The 2,757-nt window shown below is 28.4% G+C and carries 2 protein-coding genes; one reads left to right on the top strand and one right to left on the bottom strand.

Annotation, left to right across the window (positions count from 1 at the left end; genetic code table 11):
• Positions 1-148: 148 nt before the first annotated feature.
• Positions 149-676 (bottom strand): DUF603 domain-containing protein, encoded by a 528-nt coding sequence (locus tag U881_RS11035; protein WP_038363965.1) that lies wholly within the window; start codon positions 674-676, stop codon positions 149-151.
• 169 nt (positions 677-845) lie between these two features.
• Between U881_RS11035 and U881_RS12335 the strand changes: the two genes are divergently transcribed.
• Positions 846-2,348 (top strand): proline-rich domain-containing protein, encoded by a 1,503-nt coding sequence (locus tag U881_RS12335; protein WP_024653793.1) that lies wholly within the window; start codon positions 846-848, stop codon positions 2,346-2,348.
• Positions 2,349-2,757 lie beyond the last annotated feature (409 nt).

The following is a 2,757-nucleotide window of genomic DNA, read 5'->3' on the forward strand; positions in this document are numbered from 1 at the left end:
AGTTAAGTATTGTTCTTCAAATCCTTTAAAGTCTATTTCTTTTCTTCTTCTCTTCATTATAGTAGCTATATCAATCCCAAATTCTCTCTTATATTCCCTTTGCATCTCTTTGAAAATACTACTACTGTATATATCCATTTATTTACCCTTAAAATTTAAATCTACTATTCTCTAAATCTGCTATCTTAAGTTTCTTCATTGTTTCATAACATAACTCCATTGTTTTGTCTTCTTTTGAACGTCTTAAATTTTTGAGTCTAGTCTCCATATCTTGTATTTCTTTACTATCTCCTTTTCTTTTCTTAATCTCTTTTTCTAAAAGACTTATCTCTTGTATATAATCTTCAAGCTCCAATTCCAAATAATTGTTAAATGCCTTCATAAACTTAAGTCCAAGTTGACTCTTTGCTATACTAAATTGACTCTTAAGTTCACGAGCCTTTGCATTTACTTCAAGTGCTCGATCTAAGATACTCTTAAAAGTATCTTCACAAATGGTAACTTTAGTATTACTACCAAATTCTTTTGGATTGTCTCTAATACTTATCCATTTTTGTCTCATTTTACATACATTCGCTCGTGAAACTCCCATCTCTTTAGCTATTTCAGAATCGCTTAAACGACCTTCATTGAAATACATGACATAATCTTCATATCCCCTTTTTATTTTACTCATAACACTTTAACCTTCTTAGTTAAGAATAAGCTAACAAAAATTAATTTTATTTAACATAAACTTTATAACAAAACATGAAACTTTTCAAAAGAAGTAAATAAATACAAGAATATATACACAATAAAATAACTAATCTATAATGAAAGTACTTAAAATAAGGAGAATATTAATGTTTAAATATACAAATTATTTGATATTATATGGTTCATTGCTGTTTTTTTGTTGTAAATGGAATGAAAGAAATATGAAATCTGATATAAAGCAAACACAAAGAAATTACATAAGTAAAGAACCTAAACCACAAGTAGAAATAATACCACCAGCAAAGCAACAAGAACCTAAACCACAAGTAGAAATAATACCACCAGCAAAAGAAGAAATATTGAAAGGAGAAATAATACCACCAGCAAAGCAACAAGAACCTAAACCACAAGTAGAAATAATACCACCAGCAAAGCAACAAGAACCTAAACCACAAGTAGAAATAATACCACCAGCAAAGCAACAAGAACCTAAACCACAAGTAGAAATAATACCACCAGCAAAGCAACAAGAACCTAAACCACAAGTAGAAATAATACCACCAGCAAAAGAAGAAATATTGAAAGGAGAAATAGAAAGAATAACAACAGACATAGAAGCAATAGAGAACGCAGTATTAAGAGTAAAAGAAGCACAAGAAAGAATATTAACAGCACACGAAGAAGCAGAACACGCAATATTAGAAGCAGAACACGCAATATCAGAAGCAGAAGCAGAAATAGCAAATATGATAGAAGAAGACAAAACAATAGAAAGAGAATTGACACAAGCAAAAACAGAAATAATATCAGCTAAAAAAACAAAAACAGAAATAGAAGCATTAAAACAAGAAGCAACAAATACAGTAAATGATGCGAATGCAGAAATTAGAATAGCAAACTTAGAAAAAGAAAAAGCATATACAACAACAAAAATAGCAGAAGTAGAAATAGCAAGAAAAAATATAGAAAAAGCAAAAATGACGACTGAAGTAGAAGCAGAGGAAACAGAAGAAGCAGAAGAAGAAGTAAAAAAAACAGCATTAACTGTAAAGCAAAAATCAGAAATAGCCAAGAAAATAGCACTAAGAATAAAAACAAAAATAATAGAAACAACAGAAAAGATAAAAGAAGCAGCTACCTTTTTAACTGAAAATGAGCAAACAAAATTTAATATTTTAAAGCATATTTTTCAAAAAGTAATTGAAAAGTCAGAAATAATGATTGAGTACTATACAAAAGATGATAAATATCAACTTGGAGGAGAAGCTCTTTATATAAGATATAAAAATATGATTGCAGAAGCTCCTGAATTTATGAGTTGGCTTGACAAAAACAGGGTAAAACAAAAGGAATTAGTTAATGCATTTACTACTGTTTATGACTTCTTAGAAGAAAAACGAGAAAAATATGCAAGAGACATAACATTTGAAAAATATATAGATGATGCTTTTAAGTGTACTATAGAAAATGTTAATTGTACGTTAGAGCAATATGGTAATAATGATCTTGGAAGTTCAATAACCTACTTTTTTGAGGAGATTTTGAGTCTTCCTTTAATAAACGCCATAGATAACAAAGAGAGGTTAAAGCTACTTAACCAATTCCTTACATCTAAACACTATCTAAGAGATTTGCAATCATGGAAATAAGCAATTATAGTAATTAATAAGTAAAAAAATTTTGAAAAAATTTTTTTAAGTAGACAACTAACAAAACTAAGGAAGAAATAAATTAAAAGGCTATAAAAAGTAAAGGAAGTTGACTTTGTGTTAACCGAAAGTAAAAGGTGAGTTAAGAATGGAAAGATGGATTTTACATGCTCTCATTGCAAAGTTACAAGCTACGAAAATAGGAAATAGGATATTTGTAGAGCAAAAATAGAAGTATTTGTTAAAGCTAGGATAAAGTATCCTATAAATATTAACCTCAATTACTTAAAAACATACTTCTAGCTAATTACAACCAATCCTCACACCATTTTTAAAGTACAATGAGAACCTTCAAAATTTGACTTAAGCTATTAGTATTTGCTAACATATTATTTGACTATTTTATATT

Origin of the sequence: Borrelia persica No12 (assembly GCF_000500045.1) — a bacterium.
GTDB classification, from domain to species: Bacteria; Spirochaetota; Spirochaetia; order Borreliales; family Borreliaceae; genus Borrelia; species Borrelia persica.

Excerpts from the sequence above, each read along its gene's own strand:
- U881_RS11035 (WP_038363965.1), bottom strand. The coding sequence starts at position 676 with ATGAGTAAAATAAAAAGGGGATATGAAGATTATGTCATGTATTTCAAT.
- U881_RS12335 (WP_024653793.1), top strand. The coding sequence starts at position 846 with ATGTTTAAATATACAAATTATTTGATATTATATGGTTCATTGCTGTTT.